At 45.7% G+C, this 25413-nt stretch carries 22 protein-coding genes, 2 pseudogenes and 1 riboswitch; of the genes and pseudogenes, 21 read left to right on the top strand and 3 right to left on the bottom strand.

All coding sequences use genetic code 11. The features are described 5' to 3' along the window. Window positions 1-168: 168 nt before the first annotated feature. The 5 genes and pseudogenes from era to C3B73_RS14240 form a co-directional block, all read left to right on the top strand. Window positions 169-1059, top strand: a complete 891-nt coding sequence (era, locus tag C3B73_RS09795; RefSeq protein WP_103665426.1) for a GTPase Era — start codon at window positions 169-171, stop codon at window positions 1057-1059. Window positions 1060-1394: 335 nt separating this feature from the next. Then, window positions 1395-1534, top strand: a riboswitch (SAM riboswitch). Between the two features lie 153 nt (window positions 1535-1687). After that, entirely contained in the window at window positions 1688-3016 is a 1329-nt protein-coding gene (locus C3B73_RS09785) for an O-acetylhomoserine aminocarboxypropyltransferase/cysteine synthase family protein (RefSeq protein ID WP_103665424.1), read from the top strand. A 184-nt stretch (window positions 3017-3200) separates the two neighbouring features. Next, window positions 3201-4250: a homoserine O-acetyltransferase MetX gene (metX, locus tag C3B73_RS09780; RefSeq protein WP_103665423.1), complete on the top strand. Its 1050-nt coding sequence runs from the start codon at window positions 3201-3203 to the stop codon at window positions 4248-4250. After that, window positions 4247-4645, top strand: a pseudogene (locus C3B73_RS14245) (hypothetical protein); the annotation flags it as partial. The gene metX and the pseudogene C3B73_RS14245, both read left to right, overlap by 4 nt. A 93-nt stretch (window positions 4646-4738) precedes the next feature. Then, window positions 4739-5335: pseudogene (locus C3B73_RS14240) on the top strand (hypothetical protein); the annotation flags it as partial. 26 nt (window positions 5336-5361) lie between these two features. Here the strand turns inward: C3B73_RS14240 and C3B73_RS09770 are convergent. After that, window positions 5362-6066 carry a transposase gene (locus C3B73_RS09770; RefSeq protein ID WP_198597332.1) on the bottom strand — a complete coding sequence of 235 codons (705 nt, stop codon included), beginning with the start codon at window positions 6064-6066 and terminating at the stop codon, window positions 5362-5364. A gap of 6 nt (window positions 6067-6072) precedes the next feature. Here C3B73_RS09770 and C3B73_RS09765 point away from each other — a divergent pair, with 6 nt between their 5' ends. The 16 genes from C3B73_RS09765 (at window position 6073) to C3B73_RS09690 (ending at window position 23744) form a co-directional block, all read left to right on the top strand. After that, the gene (locus C3B73_RS09765) at window positions 6073-7209 is read left to right on the top strand and encodes a DmpA family aminopeptidase (protein ID WP_103665421.1); all 1137 of its coding nucleotides are present in this window, start codon (window positions 6073-6075) and stop codon (window positions 7207-7209) included. A gap of 352 nt (window positions 7210-7561) precedes the next feature. Further along, window positions 7562-8029 carry a division/cell wall cluster transcriptional repressor MraZ gene (gene mraZ, locus C3B73_RS09760; RefSeq protein ID WP_103665420.1) on the top strand — a complete coding sequence of 156 codons (468 nt, stop codon included), beginning with the start codon at window positions 7562-7564 and terminating at the stop codon, window positions 8027-8029. Then, window positions 8019-8948 (top strand): 16S rRNA (cytosine(1402)-N(4))-methyltransferase RsmH, encoded by a 930-nt coding sequence (gene rsmH, locus C3B73_RS09755; RefSeq protein WP_408609858.1) that lies wholly within the window; start codon window positions 8019-8021, stop codon window positions 8946-8948. Before mraZ ends, rsmH begins: the two co-directional genes overlap by 11 nt. A gap of 5 nt (window positions 8949-8953) precedes the next feature. Then, a complete protein-coding gene (locus C3B73_RS09750; protein WP_103665418.1) occupies window positions 8954-9367 on the top strand; it encodes a hypothetical protein in 414 nt (137 codons plus the stop codon). Window positions 9368-9373: 6 nt separating this feature from the next. Then, window positions 9374-11545 (top strand): peptidoglycan D,D-transpeptidase FtsI family protein, encoded by a 2172-nt coding sequence (locus tag C3B73_RS09745; protein ID WP_103665417.1) that lies wholly within the window; start codon window positions 9374-9376, stop codon window positions 11543-11545. Further along, window positions 11546-13006, top strand: a complete 1461-nt coding sequence (locus C3B73_RS09740) for a UDP-N-acetylmuramoyl-L-alanyl-D-glutamate--2,6-diaminopimelate ligase (protein WP_103665416.1) — start codon at window positions 11546-11548, stop codon at window positions 13004-13006. After that, the gene (gene mraY, locus C3B73_RS09735; RefSeq protein ID WP_103665415.1) at window positions 13006-14142 is read left to right on the top strand and encodes a phospho-N-acetylmuramoyl-pentapeptide-transferase; all 1137 of its coding nucleotides are present in this window, start codon (window positions 13006-13008) and stop codon (window positions 14140-14142) included. Before C3B73_RS09740 ends, mraY begins: the two co-directional genes overlap by 1 nt. Beyond that, on the top strand, window positions 14139-15494 hold the full coding sequence (gene murD, locus C3B73_RS09730) for a UDP-N-acetylmuramoyl-L-alanine--D-glutamate ligase (protein WP_103665414.1): 1356 nt from the start codon (window positions 14139-14141) through the stop codon (window positions 15492-15494). The genes mraY and murD overlap by 4 nt, the downstream gene beginning before the upstream one ends. 9 nt (window positions 15495-15503) lie before the next feature. After that, a complete protein-coding gene (locus C3B73_RS09725) occupies window positions 15504-16694 on the top strand; it encodes an FtsW/RodA/SpoVE family cell cycle protein (RefSeq protein ID WP_103665413.1) in 1191 nt (396 codons plus the stop codon). Beyond that, the gene (gene murG / locus C3B73_RS09720; protein ID WP_103665412.1) at window positions 16687-17793 is read left to right on the top strand and encodes an undecaprenyldiphospho-muramoylpentapeptide beta-N-acetylglucosaminyltransferase; all 1107 of its coding nucleotides are present in this window, start codon (window positions 16687-16689) and stop codon (window positions 17791-17793) included. The genes C3B73_RS09725 and murG overlap by 8 nt, the downstream gene beginning before the upstream one ends. Window positions 17794-17854: 61 nt before the next feature. Then, the gene (gene murC, locus C3B73_RS09715) at window positions 17855-19228 is read left to right on the top strand and encodes a UDP-N-acetylmuramate--L-alanine ligase (RefSeq protein ID WP_408609857.1); all 1374 of its coding nucleotides are present in this window, start codon (window positions 17855-17857) and stop codon (window positions 19226-19228) included. After that, complete coding sequence (locus tag C3B73_RS09710; protein ID WP_103665410.1) at window positions 19229-19957, top strand: cell division protein FtsQ/DivIB; 729 nt, start codon at window positions 19229-19231, stop codon at window positions 19955-19957. Then, window positions 19947-20219 (top strand): hypothetical protein, encoded by a 273-nt coding sequence (locus tag C3B73_RS09705; RefSeq protein WP_103665409.1) that lies wholly within the window; start codon window positions 19947-19949, stop codon window positions 20217-20219. The genes C3B73_RS09710 and C3B73_RS09705 overlap by 11 nt, the downstream gene beginning before the upstream one ends. 25 nt (window positions 20220-20244) lie before the next feature. Continuing rightward, a complete protein-coding gene (gene ftsA, locus C3B73_RS09700) occupies window positions 20245-21504 on the top strand; it encodes a cell division protein FtsA (RefSeq protein WP_103665408.1) in 1260 nt (419 codons plus the stop codon). A 213-nt stretch (window positions 21505-21717) separates the two neighbouring features. After that, window positions 21718-23058: a cell division protein FtsZ gene (ftsZ, locus tag C3B73_RS09695; protein WP_103665407.1), complete on the top strand. Its 1341-nt coding sequence runs from the start codon at window positions 21718-21720 to the stop codon at window positions 23056-23058. 245 nt (window positions 23059-23303) lie between these two features. Continuing rightward, window positions 23304-23744 carry a hypothetical protein gene (locus C3B73_RS09690; protein WP_232803132.1) on the top strand — a complete coding sequence of 147 codons (441 nt, stop codon included), beginning with the start codon at window positions 23304-23306 and terminating at the stop codon, window positions 23742-23744. Between the two features lie 10 nt (window positions 23745-23754). Here the strand turns inward: C3B73_RS09690 and C3B73_RS09685 are convergent, their stop codons facing one another. After that, the gene (locus C3B73_RS09685) at window positions 23755-24600 is read right to left on the bottom strand and encodes a sulfite exporter TauE/SafE family protein (RefSeq protein WP_232803131.1); all 846 of its coding nucleotides are present in this window, start codon (window positions 24598-24600) and stop codon (window positions 23755-23757) included. Next, window positions 24560-25345: a PhzF family phenazine biosynthesis protein gene (locus tag C3B73_RS09680; protein WP_103665828.1), complete on the bottom strand. Its 786-nt coding sequence runs from the start codon at window positions 25343-25345 to the stop codon at window positions 24560-24562. The genes C3B73_RS09685 and C3B73_RS09680 overlap by 41 nt, the downstream gene beginning before the upstream one ends. Window positions 25346-25413: the final 68 nt, after the last annotated feature.

The raw sequence follows: 25413 nt of genomic DNA, 5'->3' as shown, positions 1-25413 counted from the left end.
GAAAATCCTCCCTTGAAGGAGGTGCCAGAGTGAGTGAATACGAACTCTGGCGGAGGGTGCCTGTGGTAAAAGTTCGAAACCTTATCCCCAACACCCATCCCGGCTAAAGCCGTACTTCCCTCAAGGGAAGACTTTTTTGGCTACAAATTTTATAATAAGTCAGATCATATGACCGAAACCAAACCACACAAATCCGGATATGTTGCCATCATTGGGAAACCCAATGCGGGTAAATCAACCCTGATGAATTACATACTGGGTGCGAAGATCTCTATTACTACCCATAAAGCCCAAACCACCCGGCACCAGATCGTAGGCATCTATTCTGATGAGGACACACAGATCGTTTTCCTGGATACCCCCGGGGTGATCTCACCGAAATATGAGCTTCAAAAAGCCATGATGAAAACCGTGGAACGCGCACGATCGGATGCAGATGTCATTCTTTTTATTCATGATCCCATGGATAAGCACCCAACTGATGATGTGATCGAATTGATCAGGTCCATTAACAAGCCGATTTATTTAGTGGTCAATAAAATGGATGTGGCCAATGAAGAGAAAGCCCGAAAATCAGCTGAGGAGATCCAGGAAAAATTAAAGATCCGATCTACCCATTTTGTTTCAGCTACGGCTGGAACCGGCGTAAAGGAACTGATGGAAGACATTCGGACTAGCCTGTTACCCGGACCTCCATTTTATCCAAAAGAAGACCTCAGTGAGCACCCGGTTCGATTTTTTGTTTCAGAGTTAGTACGTGAGCAGATCTTTCTTCAGTTTCATCAGGAGATCCCCTATTCCTGTACGGTTGAAGTGGTTTCTTATGATGCAGAACCGGACATCGACCGGATACATGCCGATATCATCGTGAATCAAAAATCCCAGAAGGGGATGTTGATCGGCAAGGGTGGCTCAGCCATCAAAGAATTGGGTATCGAAGCCCGTAAATCGATAGAGGAATTTATTGGCAAGCAGGTTTATCTGGAGCTGCATGTGAAAGTCCGCGAAAAATGGAGAGAGAAGGAAGGTTGGGTTCGGAACCTGGGATATGGGAAATAGACATTGATCGCTCATAGGATCTCTAAATCCTGCCTCATCTTAGGAAGCGCATTGAACTGAAAGGGACTGAAAAACCCAATCAAATCAAACACATCCGTAACCGTAAAACTTTCATTTGCACGATCCAAAATCTTACCATAGCTTTTAAGCCATGAAATTAAACGAACTAAATATGACCAGCGCTTTTGCAACCATGTGTTGCATGTATATGTGTTTTAGACACATATAAGGGCTGTAATATGATTTAACGATTTTGACAAAGCCCTTTTGAATGTAACACAGAAGGGCTTTTTTAGTGACTTTAATTTTCAACGTTCTTTAAACATACTGTTGCATTCTCATTACGAAAGGTGGAGGGATCAGGTCCTGTGAAGCCTTGGCAACCGTTTCCCGCTCATAAACATTTATGTGCGGGGGAAAAGGTGCCACATCCTGTTTCGCACATAATAATCTATGTGTCGGAAAAAGATGAGTTCGATAAGACCCGGTTTTTGTAAGAAAAGCCTCTTTCGGATTCATCTCTGAAAGAGGCTTTTTTTGTTAGTTCAAATTAAGTCTCGCAGAGGAGGATCATCAGTTTTGAAGATTCAAAACAAACAACTAACACTTACTCAAACAACCCATTATCATGAGCAACGAAAAAGATACACGAGACTTCAAATTCGAAACCCTGCAGCTTCACGCCGGTCAGGAACCTGATTCAGAAACCGGTTCCCGCGCAGTACCAATTTATCAAACCACCTCCTACAATTTTGACAGTACTGAACATGCCGCCAACCTTTTTGCCCTGAGGGAATTCGGGAACATCTACACCCGGATCATGAATCCCACGACTGATGTTTTTGAAAAAAGACTGGCTGCCCTGGAAGGTGGTACGGCAGCAGTGGCAACAGCATCCGGACAGGCCGCTCAGTTTCTGGCTATTACGAACCTGGCCAATGCCGGAGACAATATCGTTTCCACTCAATTCCTTTACGGCGGCACCTACAATCAGTTCAAGAATTCCCTTCCCCGGCTTGGGATCAATGTCCACTTTGCTGAAGAAGAAACCGTAGAAGCCTACGCTAAACATATTGATGAAAACACTAAAGCGATCTATGTCGAGTCGATCGGTAATCCTCGTGGAAATGTTTCTGATTTTGAAGGGCTCTCAACTCTCGCCAAAGAACACGGAATTCCTCTTGTCGTTGATAACACCTTTGGCGCCGGCGGAGCCTTGGTTCAACCCTTAAAACACGGTGCCAATATTGTAACCGCCTCAGCCACCAAATGGATCGGTGGCCACGGCACCTCCATCGGAGGGGTGATCGTGGATGGCGGTAACTTCAACTGGGGGAATGGAAAATTTCCCGGATTAAGTGAACCTAATCCCTCCTACCACGGGCTGAATTTCTGGGAGGTTTTCGGGGAAGATGGTCCGTTTGGGAATATTGCCTTTGCCATAAGGGCACGGGTTGAAGGCCTGCGAGACTTCGGACCATCTCAATCACCGTTCAACAGTTTCCTCTTGCTGCAGGGGATGGAAACATTGTCGCTAAGAGTGGAGCGCCATAATGAAAACGCCCGGAAACTTGCGAACTGGCTCAAGGATCATGAAGCTGTGGAATGGATCAACTATACCGGACTGCCTGACCATGATCATCACGAACGGGCCAAAAAATATCTGAGAAACGGACAATTCGGATCTGTTTTCACTTTTGGTGCAAAAGGAGGCTATGATGCTGCCCGTGAGTTCATTGAGAATACAGAGTTATCAAGTCATGTGGCTAACATTGGGGATGCCAAAACGCTTGTCATCCATCCGGCCTCAACCACGCACCAGCAGCTCAATGAGGTTGAACAGAAAGCCAGTGGCGTAAAGGGTGACCTTATCCGTGTATCGGTTGGTATCGAACATATCGATGATATCATCGAAGATTTTGAAAAAGCCTTTGCCAAACTGCAGGTGACCGCATAATTCTACCATTGTACTCCATTGCGGATGTGGTGGAAATCCATGTCCGCTTTTATCAAACAAACCTCAGGAGAACCTGCGAGCGTCCAACGGTACTCGCAGCGTTCGGCTTTAAATTTATTACCTATATACGCAACGCTCGCAGGTCTTATCGGTCGCTTCGAGCTTGCTCACTAACAGAATAAATATGAACAAAGGAATAACAGTCACAACATTACAGAAAAACTGGACTACAGAATCAGGTTATACTTTCTCTTCAGTAGATATTGCATGGAAAAGTTGGGGAACACTCAATGAAAAACGTGATAATGTGATCCTTATTTGCCACGCATTGACCGGACACGCTGCAGCCGATGAATGGTTTGGCGGTTTATTTGATCAAGACGGTATCCTCGACCCTGAAGAGCATTTTATTCTTTGCGTCAATGTTCCGGGAAGTTGTTATGGTTCCACAGGTCCCACTTCCATCAACCCTAATACAGGTAACCCCTGGCAGGCAGATTTCCCTCCCATCACCATCCGGGATATCGTCACATTTCATCAACTCTTGCTTGATGAATGGCATATTCAGGGTATTGAGCTGGTGTTAGGAGGATCCATGGGAGGAATGACAGCCCTTGAGTTTGCCCTTATGGATGACAGGGTTAGATCAGCCGCTCTTTTTGTAATGGGGAAAGCTCATTCTCCATGGGCTATTGGTATCAGTGAGGCACAGCGGATGGCCATCCGGGCTGATCGAAAATGGAAGCATGGTTATTACGATACCCAAGATCCTCCCATCAAAGGGATCGAGGCGGCAAGAGCCATGGCTATGATCACCTATCGTACCCCTGAAAACTACGAGGAAAAATTCTCCCGAAGGGTTCATCCTGACAAACAGATATACCAGGTGGAATCTTATCTGCACTATCAGGGAAAGAAGCTGGCCGATCGATTCGATGCCAATACATACATCATTTTATCTCAGGCTATGGATTCACATGATGTTTCCAGAGATCGGGGAACCTTTAAGGAGGTTCTTGGCAACCTAAAGATACCTGTTTTAGTGGTCGGCTTTGACAGTGATCAGCTTTATCCCATTCATGAACAGAGAGAGCTGGCCGATCTATTGCCCAACAGCACCCTTGCTGAATTAAGCTCACCCTATGGGCATGATGCCTTTCTGATCGAGTTCGAGCAGCTTAACGCACAACTAAAACCCTTTTTTCACTCACTTAAAAAATCTCATTCATCATGACACTTGCATTAAAACAATCACACCCTGAAACAAAGCCGGATAAGAAAAAAATTTCCATATTTCTGGCCGGAATCGGTGCCGTAGGTGGAACCCTGCTTGAGCAGATCAGGCATTTAGAACATCCCCGATATGATCTAGAGATCGTAGGATTTTGCAATAGCCGATTCACTTGCTGGGAACCGGATGCAGAACAACTCAATGACCCAACTAATATCTGTTGCGGAGCAAAAACTGACTGGGACTCCATACCCAAAAAGATACTGGGCCGAGCCGACCACGATCTGGTATTTGTGGATGCCACCGGGAGTGAAAATGTCGCCCGGGTTTACCATGACCTTCTTCAACATGGAATTCATATAGCCACGCCCAGTAAACTGGCAAACACCTTTGAACAGGAATACTTTGATACACTCGATAAGGCTTATATCGAACATAATTCGCATTACCGGTACGAGACTGCGGTTGGCGCAGGCCTTCCTGTAGTAAGCACCATCAAAACCCTGCTTAACAGTGGGGATGAGATCACAAAAATTGCAGGGGTCGTTTCAGGCACCATGACCTACTTATTCAATCAGCTGGAGGCGGGAGTCTCTTTCAGTCAGTCGGTTCAAAATGCTAAAACTAACGGCTACTCGGAGCCTGACCCACGCGATGACCTTTCAGGAGAGGATGTAGCACGCAAGTTTCTCATTCTTGCCCGAATAAGTGGTTTTGAATTTGAAAGAGAACAGATCCGGGTTGATTCGCTGGTTCCTGAAAAACTGGTATCACTGACAACCGATGAATTTCTTCAAAAATTACCTGATTATGATTCCCATTGGAAAAGCCGTAACGCTCAGGCCTTGGTCAACAATAAGAAGTTACGATATGTAGGAGAATTTACCCCGGATGGTATTTCAGTCGGCGTCAGTGAAGTGAAGTCGGATTCTCCCCTATCCCATTTAAAAGGCACCGACAACCTGATACAGATCTATACGCGCAGATATAGCGACTCACCTATTGTAATACAGGGACCGGGCGCCGGAAAAGAGGTTACAGCCGCAGGCGTGTTGGGAGACATCATTGATATAGGTGGGTTGATTTAGGGAGAATTCAAATTTTTGAAGACCTATTATAAGTGGTATTTATCATTCAACCATTTAGAGGGGTTATTGCGAATATATTCTGAGATGCGATTATAAGATTCTTTGTCTCGAACAATATGATCATAATATTTGGGCTGCCATTTAAAATCAGGATCTATTTTCCTGGCAGTTTTGGTTACCCCGATTTTAAACCCACGAATTATTGATGGCAGGTTTTTGGATTGAGGTCCAAATTTATTCAAAGGTTTTTGTTTGCTCGTTCGTGGGGATACAATATTTTGAGATCCTACCTTCTCACGGGCATCATGATCCTTATCAATGATAATTATTCCATGGACATGATTTGGCATCACAATAAATTCACCCAATTTGACAAACGGGAAATGATCCGGTATCTCCAGCCAGCAGGTTTGTGCAATTAACCCAATTTTAGACAAATGCATTTTGGCATCTGGATTTGAACCGATCTTATCGTTCGAATTCGACCGTAGTGACGCAAGATTTTGCGTCACTACGGTATCGAAAATTTCATCGTTTTTTGATCCCAAAATTTTTCCAAAATAACAAAATCTATTGTGGGTGCATATGGTCACAAAATAGCCCCCATTCCATCCATAATCCCACGACCTCAATCGAACAGTTTCTGACCTATATTTTTTATATCTCTTCTTTTGCATATCTGTTTCATTGGTACGACCTTCTTTCAAAATAACAGATTTCCCAAAAACCACAATTCAATGCGATACTTGATCCTTTTTCTAACCGCTGTCCTATCGCTCCAAACTGCGCAATCTCAGGAGAGGCAACGAGCCAGAGATCTTGGTATCAAACCGGGAATTCTTACCCCCGGCCCCCTGAATGCCATCACGGATGTTGAAGGGGTTAAGGTTGGGCACCGCACGATCATTGAAGGTGATGATATCCGAACCGGTGTAACCATGATCTTGCCACATGATGGAGACCTGTTCAGATCTCGCGTACCGGCAGCAGTTTACGTGGGTAATGGGTTTGGGAAGGCTTTAGGATTCACTCAGGTTCAGGAACTGGGTGAGATCGAAACACCGATTGGACTGACCAACACACTGAGTATTCACACGGTGGCTAATGGCATTGCCGACTACATACTACGTCAACCCGGTAATGAAAATGTACGGTCTGTCAATCCGGTGGTAGGAGAAACCAATGATGGTTGGTTAAATGACATCCGCGGAAGACATGTGACCATGAACCATGTTTTTGAAGCCATAGATAATGCCAAAACCGGTCCGGTTGAAGAAGGAAGCGTGGGAGCCGGAACTGGAACCTCAGCTCTGGGTTTTAAAGGAGGGATCGGCACCGCATCCCGAATACTCCCTGAAAAACTGGGAGGATATACCATCGGTGTTTTAGTACAGTCCAACTTTGGTGGCGTCTTAACTATAGATGGAGCTCCGGTCGGGGAAGAACTTAACAATCACTACCTTTCCAGCGAAGTACCCTATGATGTAGATGGTTCGATCATGATCGTGATCGCAACGGATGCGCCCCTCCTTTCCCGAAATCTTGAACGACTTGCCAAACGGGCTTTCATGGGAATTGCCCGGGTGGGTGGATTTGCCTCCAATGGAAGCGGGGATTATGTGATCGCGTTCTCTACCAATGAAGATGTCAGGATTGATACCGAAAGATCCGGTTCGACCCAAAATTATACGGAGTTGAATAACTCTGAAACAACCCCGCTATTCCTTGCAGCCGTTGAAGCTACCGAAGAAGCCATTCTCAATTCTTTGTTCATGGCCACTACTATAACTGGAGACCGTGGGCATACTCAAAAAGCCCTACCCGTTGAAGAAGTTCTTCGGATCCTGAAAACCTACAATTTGCTTGAAAATTAAGCCGCAAAAACACGCAGAATTTGATCAATATCTAAGCACAGGTTTTATCCAACTGATGAAACAGTATTTCCTGATCAAACATTCTACCACTCTCTCCCACTATTCATCCCCACCTGTCACTAATCCTGACTTTAGTTAGAAAATCAGCCTTCTTTATAACAATAGGGCCTCTTTCTTCTTTCCCAGAATTACTTCTCGTGCTCTTCCTGATGAGATCTCAACCCATTTAAAAGAATTAATGGAAAGGTCTTGACAGATTGTGGCTCTTTAGGGTACATTGTGGGGTGAAGTGGGAGATAGTGGGGACTTATCTCTGTACAGTTATTTAGCAATCATAAACACGCGGGATATCGTGCCAAGTTTCAAAGGACAATACGAGCATAGTATAGATGCCAAGGGGCGAGTGGCCTTTCCTGCGAAATTACGCAAATCCCTCAGCCCTGCTGCACAAGAACGCTTCACCGTGGTACGCGGGCAAGAACCCTGTCTTTATCTATATCCCGAAGACGAATGGGAGAATGTCGAAGCTAAGCTATCCCGCATTAACAACTTCACAAAGAAAGGCCGTTTAGCTAAAAGAAACTTTCTCCGCTATGCTGAGGATGTCTCCCTTGATAAGCAAAACCGTATCGCCCTGCCCTCAGACCTTATGGAATACGCTGCTATAAATGGTAAAGCTGTGTTCCTTGGAATGGGTGAATTTATAGAGGTTTGGGATCCGGATAAACTGGATGAAATGGATTCAGCCCTGGATGATGGTGCATTTGAAGAAATTTTTGAACAGGTAATGGGAGATGAACCGGAAAGTGATGGTGCATGATATGACCTCATATATAGAACATATTCCGGTACTGCTTCACGAATCAGTCGATGCTCTCGTTACTGATAAGGATGGCATATATATAGACGGCACCTTAGGTGGTGGCGGCCATTCTAAAGAAATACTAAAAAAGCTTGGTGAAGACGGACGGCTATACGGCATCGACCAGGATGATGAAGCTCTTGAAGCGGCATCAAATAATATTGGCGATGACCCCCGTTTTATCCCCATAAAAGGCAATTTTGGCTATCTGACAACTATCCTACCTCCCCATACCCACAGTCAGATAGCCGGAATCCTTTTGGATCTTGGCGTATCAACCCATCAGATCAAGGAACCGGAACGCGGCTTCAGCTTTCAGGAAGACGGTCCGCTTGATATGCGTATGGGTAACCTGTCAGGCGTTTCTGCCTATCAGGTGGTTAATGAGTACGATTACGAAAAGCTGCGTGATATCATATTTCATTACGGAGAAGAAAAACAAAGCAGAAAGATCGCAAGAGCTATCATTGATGCTCGCCCTATTGAAACGACCGGAGAGTTACGTAAAGTCATCTCATCGGTTGTGAATCAACGTTTTGAAGTGAAATCTTTGGCGCGTGTTTTTCAGGGTATTCGTATTGAAGTTAACCGCGAATTGGAAATGCTCGAAAATGTATTAGAGCAATCTCTCGAAGTTCTAAAACCCGGTGGACGTATTGTTGCCATTTCCTATCACTCCCTTGAAGACCGTATTGTAAAGCGATTCTTTAAGGCCGGTAATTTCAAAGGAAAGGTTGAGAAGGATTTTTACGGGAACCCTATTTCCCCGATCCGTCCGGTCAATAAGCAGCTCATAACACCATCCAAAGAAGAGATCGAACGAAATTCAGCCTCCCGGAGTGCTAAACTCAGGGTTGCAGAAAAAACAGAGGGGTAAGCATTATGATGGTACAGTCACCACTTAAAAAACATGATGTACGACCAAACCTCCGCAAGGTTGAGAAACCTTCAGGCAACGGAAAGATCGGTTCTGCTCCAAATGGCAAGCATGCCGGCTCAAGTAAGGTAAAAGGTAAGATCACCCTTCCAAAGATCAAGCCCTGGAAGATCATTATGGGAAGTATCATCATCGGGATCCTCGGCTTTGCGTACTTGACCCATGTTTTTTCTACTCAAAGGCTGCTTGAAGAAGTTCAATTTCTGGAAGCAGAGTATAATCGATCCCGTGCCCAATTCGATGAATTGAAACTGAGATACGACCGCATGGTTGGCCCCGCTGATATCTATGACAAGGCGGAAGCCCAGGGCTTCATCAATGGTGGTCCGGCAGATAAAGTCATCGTTATAAAGGAATAGGGGAACATGGACGAACGTACTGCCATACTGAGCCGAATGTTTATCATTTTAGGGTTTGTTCTCCTCATACCCTGTGCTTTAGGGTTTCAGCTAATTCGCGTCAACTACTTTGAGGGTGAAGAACTTCGAGCTTTGTGGAGCAAACAGGCTATTGATCAGATCCCTATCCCGGCACAAAGGGGCAATATCTACGACGCCAATGGAACCTTGCTGGCAACCAACGCGATCGATTACCGACTTGCTTATGATCCAAAGGTGCCTTTCAACGGAGGTATCGGTGTTCCTAAGGAGCTTGAAAATAAACTGATCCAAAAATTAGCCACACTGACCGGTAAAAGTGTTTCTCATTATAGAAATAAGATCAACAGTGCTCCTCCCCAATCCCGATACATCGTTTTAGAAGACGAACTATCAGTGATCATAAAGGATGAGATCAAAGCCTTGGATATTAAAGGAGTTATCCTGGAAGAAAATTATAAAAGAAAATACACCTTTGGCCCTCTTGCCTCACATGTGCTTGGCTTTGTAAACCATGAAACCGATGGACGTATCGGCCTTGAAGCCTATTATAATGAGGAATTAAAAGGTGAGAATGGTGTTCGTCAGGTTCGCCGCGATCCATTCAACCGTATTTTTGAATACATCGGTGCCCCCAAAAAATTACCGCGTGACGGTTACTCTCTCCATACCACTATCGATGCCTACATTCAGGCCATTCTGGAAGATGAACTGAAAGCCGGCGTTGAAAAACATCTTGCTAATTATGGGACGGGGATCATCATGGATCCCAAAACCGGAGCCATTAAAGCCCTGGCGAATTATCCGACTTACGATCCCAATTATCCTGCCAGTTCCGATGAGGAAAATCGTCGTAATTTTGCCATCAGTGATATGATCGAACCCGGTTCAACCTTTAAACTGGTGACCGCAGTCGCAGCTGTTGAACAAGGCGTCGTGAGTTTTGACGAAATATTTGAAACACCGGATAACGGAGAAGTCGTTATTCATGATCTGGTTTTAAGAGACCACGATCCACTTGGAGATCTTTCCTTTGAAGAGGTGATCCAGAAATCATCGAATGTTGCAACCGCTGAGATCGCCATGCGGATGAAACCGGAAGTGTTTTACCAGTATGCCAGAAACATGGGCTTTGGAACAGAAACTAACATTGACCTGATCGGTGAAGTACAAGGAAGCCTGGCAAAACCTTATGAATGGAGTTTGGTGACCCTGCCCTGGATGTCGCACGGATATGAGATCCAGACTACCTCTCTTCAGATCGCTCAGGCCTATGCCGCTTTTGCCAATAAAGGGTTAATGATGAGACCCTACCTGGTTGAAAAAATTGAAGATAAAAATGGTGATGTGATCATGGAACATGAGCCGGTTGAGATCCGAAGGATCGCAAAACGGTCAACCCTTGAAAAGTTAATGCCGGTATTTGAAAGTGTAGTAGCTGATTCCGGTACCGGTGATCTTGCTCAGGTTGAAGGCCTCAGAATTGCCGGTAAAACTGGTACAGCCAAAAAAGTGGTTAACGGCCGATATACTAACAATTATCGTGGGTCATTTGCAGGATTTTTCCCGGTCGATGATCCGCAATATGTGGCTTTTATCCTATTGGATGAGCCCAGAACCAGTGGTTATGGTGGGTTCACAGCAGCCCCAATTTTCAGGAATATTGCCCTTCGCATTGCCGGATTGGATAATGATATCCAACGAAGCATGACCACGATCGAAGAAGAAGCCCCATTGGCTGTTCGTACCCCTTTCCTGAGAGGATTAAGTCGCGAAGAAGCAAAAACATTGTTAAGGGAACTGAATATACAATTTGAAATAAACGGCAACTCAGGATATGTAGCTGCTCAGATACCTGAAGCAGGAACAGAGCTGAAAGCCGGTGACAAAATTTCTCTCACTCTCTCAGAAACATTTACTGAAGCTGAAAGTGAGACTGTAAAAGAAGGATATGCTGAGATCCCGGAATTGAGAGGCATGAACATGCGTAAAGCCACAAACTTGCTGGCTGACCTGGGTTTAGAAACTGAGATCATCGGCTCAGGAACCGTCTTTGCTCAATATCCCAAACAGGGAGAATGGTTAAGAAAAGGATATACCGTCACTCTTCGAGGCAAAGCACGATCACTCGAAACACTAACAGACGCAACAAAAAGATAATTGACCTTAGAACGACTCATAGAAATTTGTAACCCACTGCATGTAACCAATGCCAATTATGGTATTGAGTTAGGCTCCCCGGTTCTTGATTCGCGGGAAGCCCAGGATCGGTCCGTTTTTATTGCCGTAAGAGGCACCCGGGTTGATGGCCACATGTTCATTGAAGACGCCGTTGAACGCGGAGCTTCAGTGGTGATCTGTGAGGATTCATTTTATAGCCATGAAGATGTTTGTGTGATCGAAGTGGAAAACACTAAGACCCTCACCGGTATTATCGCTCAGGAATTCGCCGGAAATCCGGCTAAAAAGTTGCAGATCGTTGGGATCACCGGAACCAATGGGAAAACCACTACAGCTACTTTGGTTTATCAGGTATTGAGAGACTGTAATAAAAAAGCATCCCTTTTGGGCACCGTGAGTAAAAGGATACTGGATGATGAATTTGACAGTAAACTGACTACCTCTGACCCGATCGAATTGGCCAAAGACATGCAAAAAATGGTTGAAGCCGGTTCTGAGTACCTGGTTATGGAAGTATCATCTCATGCCCTGGATCAGCATCGGGTGGCCGGTGTACCATTTAAAGTGGCTGCTTTCACTAACCTGAGCCATGACCATCTGGATTATCACGAAACACTTGAAGAATACGCAAACGCCAAAAGCCGACTGTTCGATTCATTACAAGAAGATGCTTTTGCGGTTGTTAATATGGATGACAAGCACGGTTCCGCGATGCTTGACAGCTGTAAGGCTCAAAAGGTCACGCTAAGCTTTGAACATGATTCGGCTTACATCCTTGAGAATACAGCTAATGGAATTTCCATTATTATTGACGGGCAAAAAATTGAGAGCCCACTGGTAGGCAAATTCAATGCTTATAATTTAGGAGAGGCCTATTTTATATGTAAATGCCTGGGTCTTGAACCGAAGGATATCGTTAAGGCCTTATCAGAAGCGAAAGGGGCACCCGGCAGAATGGAGACCGTATCGGGTTCAGGGGAACATGGTCCTTTAGTTATTGTCGATTATGCCCATACCCCTGATGCCCTGCAAAATGTTTTGTCTACACTTTCGGCTGTAAAAGATGCTTCCCAAAAATTAACCGTGGTATTTGGCGCCGGCGGTGACCGGGATTCTGCAAAAAGACCCGAGATGGCCAAGGTATCCGAATTATTCGCCGATAAAGTGATCGTTACGAGCGACAATCCCCGAACAGAAAACCCGGACGTGATCATCGCTGATATCATTGCAGGTTTTGAAAACCTTGATAAAGTGGCGAGTGTGACCAATCGGCGTGATGCTATTGAAAAAGCCATTCAGGAAGCTGATGACAATGAGATCATATTGATAGCCGGTAAGGGACATGAGGATTATCAGGAGATAAACGGTGAACGGCATCATTTTGATGATCGTGAGATCGCATCTGAACTTCTGCAACTTAAGGTTGGGGAGGGTCAGTAATGCTTCACGAACTATTCACCTGGCTTGACTCCGTTTACGATGTACCCGGCACCGGTGCAATTGCTTTTATTTCTACCAGAACGGCACTTGCTGCCATTACCTCTCTGCTCATTAGCCTTTTCGTTGGTAAGAAGATCATTCACTGGCTGAGTAAACTTCAGCTCAAAGAGGTGATCCGTGATGATATCGGACTGGATCATCATCTTGCCAAAGGCTCAACCCCCACCATGGGTGGTGTGATCATCATTCTGGCCATTATCATTCCAACCATACTCTGGGCACGACTTGATAGTATTTACAGCTGGCTCATCGTATTTGTAACACTGACCTTAGGGGCTGTAGGCTTTATTGATGACTACATCAAAGTGGTCAAAAAGGATAAGAGTGGTCTGGCCGGTTGGTTCAAGATCGCCGGACAAGTTTTTGTTGGCCTGATCGTAGGCGCGACCCTTTATTTTCACCCCGAGTTTGAGTCGTTCAATTCGCTCTCGACGGTTCCTTTTTTGAAAAATGTAAACATAGACTACGCCTATTTCGGTGACACCATTGGCTGGATCATTTATATCACCGTTGCCGTATTCATTATTACGGCAGTCAGTAACGCAACTAATTTGACAGATGGCCTGGATGGACTTGCTGCCGGTACCTCAGCGATCTGTGGGATCGTCTTTGCGATATTCGCCTACGTCTCGGGCCGTGTTGATTTTTCCGGCTTTCTCGACATCATGTATCTGCCCGGAGCCGGTGAGCTAACCATATTTACCGCCTCACTTATTGGAGCCTGTATCGGGTTCCTTTGGTACAACACGAACCCGGCCTCGGTTTTTATGGGTGATACCGGTTCCCTTGCCCTTGGTGGTGCTTTCGGTGCTCTTGGCCTTATGCTGCACAAGGAACTTTTACTACCGTTTATTTGCGGGATCTTCTTTTTTGAAACACTGTCAGTGATCATTCAAACCACCTATTTCAAGTACACAAAACGAAAATATGGGGAAGGTAAGCGTGTCTTTTTGATGACCCCTATCCACCATCATTATGAGAAAAAAGGATGGCCTGAGCAGAAGATCGTGGTCCGATTTTGGATCATTACCATTTTACTGGGAATTCTAAGCTTGTTAACCCTTAAGATCCGATGAGAGATATAAAGGGAACACATATCGTCGTGATCGGTGCTGCAAAAAGCGGCATAGCTGTGGCACTTCTGCTTAAGCAGAAAGGGGCCGAAGTATTTGTAACTGATCATGGATCGGTCAACCGCGATTTCAGGTCAAAACTTGAAGCGGCTGACATTCCTTTTGAGGAAAAAGGTCATACCGATGTAGCAAAACAGGCCGAATTTGCGGTCGTAAGCCCCGGTGTGCCCACCGAATCCCCTATGGTTCAGTATTACCTGGATCAGGGAAAAGACGTGTTTTCAGAAATTGAAGTGGCAAGCTGGTTCACAGACAGCAGGATTGTTGCCGTAACCGGCAGTAATGGTAAAACAACCGTTGCAAACTGGCTGGATCACTTATGGACCGTTGCCGGCCGTGATCATAAACTATCAGGGAATATTGGAATTGCTTTTTCTGATGTAGTGTACCACACAACCTGTGATCACCTGCTGGAAGTAAGTAGTTTTCAACTCGATCATATATCCACTTTCAAACCTGATATCAGTTTGATACTGAATATCACACCTGATCACCTGAATCGGTACAACTATGATCTTGAGGCCTACGCGGCAGCTAAATTCAGAATCACAGAAAATCAGACTGAAAATGAGCGGTTCATCTTCAATTATGATGACCCGATCATCGAAAAGCATGTGGAGTCCCTCAAACAAAAGCAATCCAACCCTCAGCTGTGGGCTTTTTCTCACAAAAATGAGGTGCCGGAAGGTGCTTTTGTTCGCAACAACCAAATCATTTTCAAATTCAACAACCAGGAAGAATCACTTATGCCAGTAGAAGAAATCGGACTACGAGGTCAACACAACCTGAGCAACGGATTAGCAACCGCACTTGCAGCACGGGCAGCAGAGATCAAAAACGATGCGATCAGGGAAAGCCTTCGCACCTTCACCGGAGTTGAACACCGTCTTGAACTGGTTCGCAAGGTGGATGGAGTGAAATACATCAACGACAGTAAAGCGACCAACGTAAATGCCGTTTGGTTTGCACTGGATAGTTTTAACGTCCCGCTTACTCTCATCCTTGGAGGGCGCGATAAAGGCAATGATTATTCGGAATTGATCCCACAGATCAAGGAAAAAGTACATACGATCATTGCGATCGGGGAATCAAAAGACCGCATTGAAGAACAACTTGGAGATGTTGCCCCGCATTTTGTACGTGTAGAAACCATGGGTGGCGCTGTGAGAGCAGCCTACAAAGGTGCCAAAAAAGGTGAAGCCGTTTTGCTGAGTCCTGCCTGTGCCTCATTTGATATGTTTGACAGTTATGAGCACCGCGGCAAGATCTTTAAAGACGAAGTAAACAAATTATAAAACAGACTATTGATCTATACATCACCACATAGCAATTTATCCAATGTAATAGGCACTACTGCCGAGGACATTGATACACCCAAGCAGGGAAGCGACCGCTACCTGCTGATGGCCGTGGTCATACTGATGACATTCGGGTTGCTGGCCGTGTATTCATCCATAGCTTTTTTCGCTGAAACCAAATCTACGACCGCGGGTCAACTCATTCTGAGTCATTTGATTAAGCTTGGGATCGCCTTTTTTGTCATGCTTCTGGTGTCAAAGATCAATTACCATGCTATTGCCAAATTAAGCCGGATCGGTATGGTCGTCAGCCTGTTTTTACTGGTTGCAGTCCTGGCATTTGGAACTGAACAGTTTGGTGCAAAACGATGGCTGAATGTAGGTGGATTCTCATTTCAGCCTTCCATGGTCGCCTCTGTGGCCTTATTGATCCATATCTCCGTGTTACTGAATGAGAAACAGGAATACATCAAAGACTTTCAAAAAGCCTTTTTACCGATCATGTTCTGGGTAGTGCTAACCTGCGGACTTATCGGAATAGAGGATTTCAGTAGTGCCGGCATTTTAATGGCGATCTGTTTGCTGGTCATGTTTGTTGGCCGGATCAGCGTGATACAGATCGGAAGCCTGATCGCGATCGGGATACTGGGAGGTATTTTGCTTTTGAGTCAGTCAACCAACCGGCAGGATCGCATTGAACAGTATATCACGCAGATCAAAGACATTCCAAGTGAACAGATCATTCAGGGAAGCGGATATCAGGCCCAGCAGGCTCATATTGCAATTGCCAAAGGTGAGCTTTTTGGTGTAGGCATTGGAAAAAGCTCTCAACGTGACTTCCTCCCTGCTCCCTACAACGATTTTATTTTTGCCATCATCGCTGAAGAGTATGGACTGTTTGGAGCCATGGGACTTGTGCTGATGTATACCCTCATTTTGATACGTGGTGTCGTCTTTGTTGCACGTAATGCGGAAGACCACCTCGGGTCCCTGCTGGCTGTTGCCTGCACCATGATGATCGTACTATATGGATTTGTGAATGCAGGAGTTGCCAGTGGCATACTGCCGGTAACCGGACTGCCCATGCCGTTTGTAAGTTACGGCGGTACCAGTATGGTGTTTGCAGGAATTATGGTGGGCATTTTACTGAATATCTCAAAGCATAACCGGAACAGGAGGACCTTGTATTATGGATAACCCAAGGATCTTACTGGCAGCAGGCGGAACCGGCGGACATGTGTACCCGGCTATTGCCATCGCTGATGCTTTGAAAGATGAAAACCCCGATACAGAGATCCTGTTTGTGGGTACCAAAGATCATATGGAGTGGAAAGCTGTACCCAATGCCGGATACGATATCCGAAATGTATGGATCAGTGGTTTTCACCGCCGGTTCACCCTGAAAAACCTTGTTTTCCCTGTTAAATTGATCACCAGTTTAGTGCAAAGTCTCAGAATTTTAAAAGCGTACAATCCTCAGGTTGTGGTATCCTGTGGGGGCTATGTAGCCGGACCCATAGGCTGGGTGGCCGGAAAACTGGGCATACCTATTGTGATTCAGGAACAGAACAGCTTTCCGGGCGTTACGAACCGATTACTGGCAAAATTTGCCTCTAAGATATTTACCGCATTCAAAGAAGCCGATAACTTTTTACCGGCCAATAAAACCACGGTTAGTGGTAATCCAACCAGAGCCACCCTTAAGGAAGCAGATAAACCATCCGCTTTGGAATCATTTGGATTCACTTATGATAAACCTGTGCTGTTGGTCATGGGCGGAAGTGGTGGTGCAAAGACCATCAACGACGCCATGAAAGCCAATATTAAAGCTCTGCATGATCAGGCCGGCTTACAGATCATCTGGCAATGCGGGTCACGATATTATGATACTCTTTCCACAGAAATTGATACGGAAACCATGAAGGATCTGCGACTTACAGCCTACCTCGACAATATGGCCGAGGCTTATGCTGCTGCAGATCTTGTGATCAGCCGTGCCGGAGCAAGTTCATGTTCCGAACTGATGCTGACCGGTAAACCGAGTGTATTAGTACCCTCTCCTAATGTTGCAGGAGATCACCAAACCCAAAATGCCAAAGCCATGGCGGATGCAGGTGCATCTATACTTCTGGAGGATGATAAAATGAAAGATACAGTCACTGAATTAGTGGAGCAGCTGATCCGGGATCAGCAAAACCTAAAGCGTATGAATCAGGCAGCCCTGAAGCTGGCTAAACCTGATGCCGCCCGGTTGATCGCAAAAGAAATTTTAGAAATCGCAACCTCGAAACTATAAGACCTTAGTGGAAAAACGAATCGAAACACAACCCGTATTTGGTAAAACCAGGCATATCCACATGGTGGGTATAGGTGGCATTGGTATGAGCGGCATGGCCGAGATACTACTGCAGCGGGGCTATAAAGTGACCGGTTCGGATGGTGCAGTTACCGAAACCACCAAAAGATTACAAGAACTTGGGGCCACAGTGCACAAAGGCCACAAGGCAGAATATATTGAAGATGCCGATGTAGTGGTGTACACCAGCGCGGTCAAAGCCGATGAGAATGTGGAAACCATTGCTGCCATGGAAAAGCGGATCCCAACCATCAAACGGGCAGAAATGCTGGCAGAGCTAATGAAAATGAAGTTTGGTATCGGTGTGGCGGGAACACATGGAAAAACCACAACCACCACCATGATCGGCCATGTGACACAAGATGGTAATTACGATCCGACTATTATTGTGGGTGGTAAAGTGCACAGTTTCGACAAGACCAACGCTGTGGTTGGGAAAGGCGACCTTATTGTGGTTGAAGCCGATGAATTTGACCGAACATTCCTCCGGCTCAACCCCTCCCTTGCCATTATCACGAACATTGAAGCCGAGCATCTGGATATCTACAACGATCTGGATGATGTAAAGCAGGCGTTTATTGATTACGCCAACAAGGTGCCATTTTATGGAGCAGTCATTGTCTGCCTCGACGATCCAAATGTTCGAAGCATATTACCACAACTTGAAAAACGGGTTATCACCTATGGGTTGAATCCTCAGGCTCAGCTTAGGGCTGTGGATATTCGCAGTGATGCATTCACCAGCACCTTTACCGTGATGTATGAAGGCGAAAAGCTTGGGGTCGTCACTTTAAAAGCTCCCGGCGAGCATAATGTGAAAAATGCCCTGGCCGCCATCGCTACCGGTATTGAACTGAATATTGATTTCAAACTGATCAAAAAAGGAATCGAACATTTTGAGGGTGTCTTCAGAAGGTTCCAGCTGAAATATGAAAATGGGTGTATGGTGATCGATGACTATGCCCATCACCCAACTGAAGTGCAGGCAACCCTTCAGGCGGCCAGAAAAGGCTGGCCCGACAGACGAGTAGTCGCGGTCTTTCAGCCGCACCTGTACTCCCGAACTCAGGAATTGTACAAGGAATTCGGCCTGTCCTTCTTTGATGCCGAAATGCTCATTGTAACCGATGTGTATCCTTCCCGCGAAAAACCGATCGAGGGGGTTTCCGGTAAGTTGATCTCGGATACGGCTGAACAGTATGGCCACAAGAATGTGATGTATTTAGAAAACAAAGAGGATGTCACTAAAACCCTTAAAGAGGTGGCTGAGGAAGATGATATCATCATTACAATGGGTGCCGGCGATATTTATCGTTTCGGCGAAGATTTTATTAAAGCACTGGAATCAGGATCATTCAAACCAAAAAAGAAATAGTTGAGTAAAAAGGATTCAAATACCACCCTTTTACCCTGGGTCACCGGTATCATGATGGTGATCGCGGTTGCCGTATTGGCCGCCGTGTACTGGACCCGGACTGTTACGGTTGATGAACTTGATATCAATGCCCTGACGTTTACAGAACCCGAAGAAATTGAAGCGGCAGCGTCTGTGCCATTCGGTATTCAGCCGGATAGCCTTGACATACAGGCGGTAGTTCAACGTGTTGAAGAACTAAGATACGTTCGTTCTGTTGTACCGTATATCGAACCCAGTGGAGATCTCAGACTGACCGTTTCAGAACGGGAACCGATCGCCATGTTGATCGATGGATCCCAACGGGCTTATGTGGATGCCGAGGGAGTGATCCTGCCCATACTTGAGAACAAAACCCGCGATGTGCCTCTGCTTTATGGTTATTCCGTACATGCCACTGATACATTGAAAGATGAACCCTTTTCACAGGTCAGGGATTTTCTGATGAAAGCGAAGGTCGATCAGTTTGGATGGGCAACGATCAGTGAAGTGGCTTTTGACCCGGTTGACGGAGTGGTGGCCCTGAGTCATGAAAACGGGGTTAAGCTCCTTTTTGGGCGCAATGATTTTGAAATGAAACTTGAAAACTGGAAAGCATTTTATAAGCAGGTAGTTCGAACAAAAGGAATACAGTCAATGCAGCAAGTTGATCTGCGTTTCTCAAATCAGGTGGTGACCCGTGAAATATAGTTTTGAATACTTACAGTTTACTAAAAAGAGGAAGAAAAAAGAGCCTTCAAAGGCCACATCCTCTCCTGCAGCAGAGCATGATCATAATCTGGATGATGAGGCGGTCAACTTATTCAATGCATTGGTTGGATCACCCTACCCTGCTGAAGATGATAAAGTATCAGGATTTTACTCTGAAGTGAGAAGCAGAAGTGAACAAGGTATCGGTACGGCTGCAAAATGGTTTGACCGGATCACCTTCAACATAAATAAAGAACATTAGCAATCAACAAACACAGCGGATCATCATGGAAGAACAGGAAAACATAATGGTAGGTCTCGATATAGGGACCACAAAAATTTGCGCAATCGTAGCATCTATTGATGAACAGGAAAGGATCAACATTCTTGGCGTTGGTAAAGCCCAAAGTGACGGATTGAATCGAGGCGTGGTCGTCAATATCGACAAGACCGTGAACGCCATTAAGGATGCCATAGCGCAAGCAGAGCTGGCTTCCGGTATTCAGGTACAATCTGTGAACGTCGGAATTGCCGGAGACCACATCAGAAGCATGCGCAGTAAGGGTGTGATCACGATCAATAACAAAGACAATGAGATCACTGCCAAGGATGTGGAACGCCTGCTGGAAGATTGTCAGCGTATCATGCTTCCTACCGATCAGCAGATCCTGCATGTGATTCCGCAGGAGTTTGTGGTTGATGGTCAGGATGGCATCAGTGATCCTGTTGGAATGAGCGGCATGCGTATGGAAGCAGAAGTTCACATCATCACAGGCTTGGTTTCTGCCGCTAAGAATATGTACCGCTGCGTTGAAAGAGCCGGCTATCAGGTTGCCGATCTGATCCTTGAGCCCCTTGCCTCTTCTTACTCTGTTTTAGACGAGGAAGAAAAAGAAGCCGGAGTGGTTCTCGTTGATATTGGAGGCGGAACCACAGACCTGGCCATTTTCCAGGATAACACGATCAGGCACACAGCGGTAGTAGCTATTGCCGGACAGAAAGTGACCGATGACATCCGTTTAGGACTGAGTGTACTCGATGATCAGGCTGAGACGCTTAAGCGGAAACACGGTGAATGTTATGCCGATCTCATAGAAGAGGACGAAGTGATCACTGTACCCGGAATTGCCGGCAGACCTCCAAAAGAGATCACCAAGAGTATCCTTGCCAAGATCATACAGGCTCGAATGGAGGAGATCCTTGAGATCGTTGGCATTGAGATCAAACGCAGCGGATATGCCGATGCTATGAGTGCCGGTGTGGTCATCACAGGTGGCGGATCCCTGATCAAGAATATCTGCCCGCTTGCAAACGAAATTTTAGGCCTTGATGCCAAAGTGGGTATACCACTTGGAATCACAGGTGGACTTAAGGAAGAGGTCAACAGCCCGATCTACGCTACCGGTGTAGGTTTGGTGATGCACGCTCTTCGTTCAGGAACAAACAAAAATGCGGAACTCTTTCCATCAGACACAAAAGGAACCAACGTGGAAGAAGTGATGCAAAAGATAACCGACCGTATGAAGAGTTGGTTCAAAGAACTATAAACAGTGAACAGTTTACAGTAATTAGTTTAACAGTTATAACAATGAAACCGTCTTACGAATTATTTGAGAGAAGATGCTTTAACCATCCATCAGACCGTCTTATAGCGGTCAGTGGGTGTAAGGAGCTTTCGTCTGACGGGTCGATTAAAACAAGCAATCATCTACAACAATAACAATCCAGTAAAATACAACAACTCAAAAGGAGTTAACATCATGGCTAAAAATACACGTTTCTTTTTCGACGAGCAGAGCCAGGAAAACGCTAAGATCAAGGTGATCGGCGTAGGCGGCGGTGGCGGTAACGCCATTAACAATATGATAAATATGGGGCTTGAAAGTGTGGAGTACATTGCCCTTAACACAGATGCTCAGGCTCTTAAAAACAGCATGGCAGACATCAAGATACAGGTGGGCTCAGCCCTTACCAATGGACTTGGTGCCGGTGCCAGACCTGAGATCGGTCGTGAGGCGGTTGAAGAAAACCGACATGAGATCGAGGAATCCATCGAAAATGCCGATATGGTATTTGTAACGGCCGGTATGGGTGGTGGAACCGGAACCGGAGGTGCCCCTGTGGTAGCCGGTATTGCCAAACGACGTGGTATCCTGACCGTGGGTATCATTACCACCCCATTTGAATGTGAGGGTAAAGTTCGTAAGAAATATGCCCTGGAAGGCATCACCGAACTGAAGAAAAATTGTGACACGGTCATTGTGATCCCCAACGAGCGCCTTCTCGATATCGCGGATGAAAACACATCCCTGATGGAGGCATTCGCCATGGCTAACGAAGTACTTTATAATGCCACTCGTGGTATCAGTGACCTCATTCTCATGCCGGGCCTTATCAATCTTGACTTTGCTGACGTTCGCACAACCATGAGCGACGGTGGAGCAGCCATTATGGGATCTGCCACAGCCGAAGGTGCTGACAGAGCAGAGAAAGCGGCCCGTGCAGCCATCAACTCACCATTGTTAGACGGTGTCAGTATTCGGGGTGCACGCAACGTATTGGTCAACATCTCAGCCGGTTCAAACCTTGGTATGCGTGAGACCACTACGGCCACGAATATCATTCACGAGGAAGCCGGTGAAAATGCAGAGATCATTCTCGGTACGGTTCTCGATGAGAATTTCGGAGACGAGATCAGAGTGACTGTCATCTCAACCGGTTTTGAATTATCAGAAGACCGCTCAACGGCCAAAGTTGCCAGTAATGAGAAGAAAGATGGCATGTTGAACAAAGCGGCTCAAAACGCACAAACAAACTTTCAGAAACGCTCTGAGGAATCTGATGTTCCTAAGCGTTTTCAGCGGGCTACCGGCGATTACTACAAAGGTGAAAACAACCTGAAAAAGCTGGACACCCCTTCTTACCTGCGCCGTGATATCAATGTGCGTCGTAAGGAAGAAGAAAACCTGGAAATGCCTGAACAGGATGAACAACAAAATTCAGATGCTCAGGATAACATAGCTCCATTCCAAAGCAGAACGGAACGCATTCGCAAGGATGACACCGATCAGCCTGCTTTCCTTCGAAAGATAATGGACTAAGTAAGTTGTTGATTATACCGGTTCAATGACGGTACCATGGGATTGGTATCCCTGAGAACCACCTTTTTTACTGGATATAGCTTAATTCAAGCTATAGATTGCTAACAACAGGAAAGGCTCCTTGATAGGGAGTCTTTTCTTTTTTTATATCTGTAAGCCTCTTCTCAGGCTTTTCGTTGGAACAAATTTCCTCCGGGTTGTATAAGAATTGAATCAAGCAAAACCTGTACAACCTAAATCGTTTTATGAGACATCTATCCTTTTTGTTCCTGCTTTTAACCCTACTACTTAGTGTGAACCAAACAGCTAACGCTCAAAGTACAGAGCTGGGAGTGATCATTGGCGAGCCGACCGGTGTTAGCGCTAAATTCTGGACCTCGGGCAGAACCGCGGTAGATCTTGGCGTGGCCTGGTCATTGGGTGAGTCGGGTAACATGCATCTTCACTCTGATTATTTATGGCATTTCTGGAATCAGTCTGGGTTAGCCTTTTATACAGGCCTTGGGGGACGTTTGATCCTTAATGATGACACTCAATTGGCTGCCCGTATTCCACTCGGACTTCAATTTAACGTGGCAAGGCGATTGAGTTTATTCTTTGAATTAGTACCTACACTTCCAATCATACCTGAAACAAGTTCTGATTTTGATATGAACGGTGGGGCGGGTTTAAGGATCAGGTTTTAAGACAACTGAATTATAAAATAGACCAGATCAGTCTGAAAGCCATGGCAAGTGCCAATACTGCGAATCCCCACTGCAGCCATTTACGATTGATCTTCAGGTTCAAATAGGCTCCCCCAAATCCACCGGCTAACCCTCCAATAGATAATGGAAAAGCCGCTCCAAAATCGACATAGCCTATACTAAAATCAGTAAGACCTGAAACGGCACCGGGTTCCAGAGCCAGCTGTAGCCATCCGGTGGTTACCATGATGATCATACCGAGGTGAGATATACTGACGGCTTTCCGGAATGGTTGTTTATAAAACAGATTCATGATTGGTACCATCACGCCTCCCCCTCCAACACCGGCCAGTGAGGCGACGAATCCTCCAATCCCACCGGTTACAAAAGACCGACCTGCAGTCATATCCGTATAATCTCTGTCCACTTCCACTGAGGTATCCTTTCCCCGTCTATACATCATCCATGACACATAGATCAGCATGATGGAGAAAAAGATCACGAACTCGGTTTCTTTATAATAGGGTGAGGTCAGAACCTGCTTACCTGTAAATATTCCAAGGGCTCCCATCACACCAAGCATTATCCCTTCTTTCAGGAACACGTTCTTTTGCATGTATTGCCTTACCATGCTGCCTGATGCTGCAATGAACGTACAAAACAGGGCGGAAGCTATGGTCCAGATCACCGGGTTTTCAACACCGGCTCCACTAAATAAAAAATATAACACCGGGGTGAATATGATGCCTCCACCTATACCCAAAAGTCCTGCCAGAACACCGGCTCCTAAACCAATTAACAATAACAGAGCTATTTCACCCAAAACTGATCTCTCCTTTGAGGTAAGTGATAGCATGACCCAGAATCTCCACCCGGTCTCCTTTCATTCTGCAAACAAGATCGCCACCGCGATGTGAGATCTGCCGTGCCTTGAGTTCAGTTTTATTGAGTTTCTTACTCCAATAAGGGGCACTTTTAGTGTGAGCCGAACCGGTTACCGGGTCCTCATCCACTCCCGATTGTGGCGCAAAGAAACGGGAAACAAAATCCACCTTATCCCCTTTGGCCGTCACGATCACACCCCGTGCGGGTATTTCTTTTAACATTTTCAGGTCAGGCTGTAAGGCAGCTACTTCATCTTCAGAGTCCAGCACGATCATATAATCGTCTGTTTTATACACCCTTGAGGTCGGTTGTATTCCAAGAGACCTGAACAACACATCAGGAGCTTCAACCTCAGGCATTTCAACGGCCGGAAAGTTCATTTTCAAATAATCTCCTTCCCTGCCAACCGTCAGAATTCCACTTTTGGTTTTGAAGACCAGCTCGTCCTCATCATAACCAAGTTCCTCAAACAAGACATGGGCAGTAGCCAGAGTGGCATGGCCGCAAAGATCAACTTCAGTGGTTGGTGTGAACCACCGTAGTCTGTAACTGTCTCCCTCTTTTACAAAGAAGGCTGTCTCTGAGAGATTATTTTCCGCAGCAATATTCTGCATGTGTTCATCAGTCAGCCATTTGTCTAAAGGAACCACCGCAGCCGGGTTACCTGTAAATAACGAATTTGTAAAAGCATCAACCTGATAGATCGGAAGCGTCATACGTTTTAATATTTTTTGGATACTTAGATCACCAACTAAAGTACTGTCATTTTTTAAAGATGTAAAAG

It is taken from the genome of Gracilimonas amylolytica, from assembly GCF_002911695.1.
Lineage (GTDB): Bacteria > Bacteroidota > Rhodothermia > Balneolales > Balneolaceae > Gracilimonas > Gracilimonas amylolytica.
This window is presented reverse-complemented; position numbering and strand designations above follow the sequence as displayed.